Here is a 1677-nt window from a genome sequence, read left to right on the forward strand (position 1 = left end):
GGTGGGGGCGGGGCCGCGGCGGCGCGGCCCGAAGGGGGTGGCGGGGGGCCGGGGGCGGGCCCCCCGGCCCCCCCCCCCCGGGCCCGCCCCCCCCCCGCCCCGCGCGGCCCCCGGCACCGAGTGGGATACGGCGGCGGCCGCGGTGGATACCTACCGCAAGGTGTGGCGGTACGGTCACGAGACGGATCCCCTTGGTGAGCGGCCTGCCGAGGCGGTGCAGCGTGCGGACTACGACGCCGCGTCGGCCGCTGTGGCGGCCTGGCAGTCGACCCGTCCGGCACCCGGGAACGCGCCCGAGACTGCCGTGGAGCGCGTGTCCCAGACCGCGGCTGAGGACGTGTCCGGGAGTGTGTCCGGGGCGGTTTTGCGCACCGCCGAGGCTTCGCCGGCCGAGGCGACGCCGGCGCCGGTCCCGGCTTCCTCTGCCGAGGCAACAGCACCGGTCTCGCCGGCTGAGGCTGAGGCGTCACCCGTTTCGTCCGTCGAGGAGAGCGGCGTCTCGGTCCCGGATTCGTCGGCCGAGGCTTCGGCGCCGCCGGTTGTGTCGTGGCGTGAACGGCATCACGGCAGGCTTGGTGACACCGAGTTGCGTCAGGCGTTGCAGCAGACTCTGCTGTCTGCCAGGACCGCTCAGCAGGAGGCCCGGAACGCGGCCGATACAGCCGAGTCGTTGCGGGCAGCAGCGCGCCCTGGTGGGCTGGTCGAGCAGCGCGTGGACGCACTGCATGACCGGGTCCAGGCGATCGCTGCTCTGGACAAGGCTACTGCGGAGGTTCGTGCTCTGGAGTCCGGCCGTGCGACGGCGCTGACCGAGTTCGGGGGCCTGGAGGAGGCACTTGCGGCCACAGGGCGTCTGGGACGTCCGGCGTTGCGCGGAGCGGACCGGGAACAGGCCGAGCAGCGGCACCGCTTCCTCGGCGGGGAACTGGAGACGCTGCAGCAGCGGCTTGACGATGCCGTCACCCGCCGGTCCCGCCATGAGGCGCTCGCCGGAGATCCCGCCGGCCGTGAGCGGGCCTTGTCCCGCTGGGAGGAGCTGGGCGGGACCCGGGAAGCCGTGCTGGCGCATGCCATCGCGGACAACGACCGGCGTATCCGCCAGGCTGGGGCGGCGTCCGAGGGATTCCGGACGACCGGTGCCCGGCTGCGGCCCCGTATCACCGGCCTGCGTGCGGAGCAGGCCGCGCGTGAGGCGATGACGCCAGGAGAACGGCGCAATGAGGCCGCTGAACGTGCCTCGCGCGGCGGCCCGCGTCCGGCCCCGGCGGCGCCGTCCTCGCCGACGCGCCGGTTCCCGGGACAGGAGCCAGGCCAGGAACGCTGACCCGGCCCCAGGGCGCGCTTTTCGAACCGTGCCGTCCGGACTGCCCGGACAGCACCTCGCCCGGTCCCGGCACCACCGCCCTGTGGTGCCGGGGCCAGGCTGGGGTCTGCACTGAGGGCCGTTCGACGGGGTGCCGGCCGGGCCGGTGGAAGTCCTCTTCCGGCCCTTCCCCGGCCTGTGGGGCCCCGTCCTCGCCCCTTCCCCACCCTTATCCGTTCTCGGTCCCCCAGGCCCAGCGGGCCCCAGCCGGGACATCCCTACCAGCCGACCCCAAGGGCCTCCAACTGCCCGAGCTGCTCGGCCGACAGTTTGTCCCGGCGGGCCTTCTGGTTGTTCAGCCAGGTGCCCAGGGA

Annotated in this window: 1 protein-coding gene; it reads left to right on the plus strand. The window is 74.7% G+C overall.

Features of this window, described 5'->3' with window-relative positions:
* Positions 1-142 precede the first annotated feature (142 nt).
* Positions 143-1324 carry a hypothetical protein gene (locus ACFV0O_RS41045; protein ID WP_380350051.1) on the plus strand — a complete coding sequence of 394 codons (1182 nt, stop codon included), beginning with the start codon at positions 143-145 and terminating at the stop codon, positions 1322-1324.
* The last annotated feature ends 353 nt before the right edge of the window (positions 1325-1677 follow it).

Source organism: Kitasatospora sp. NPDC059577, assembly GCF_042735475.1.
Taxonomy (GTDB): Bacteria; Actinomycetota; Actinomycetes; order Streptomycetales; family Streptomycetaceae; genus Kitasatospora.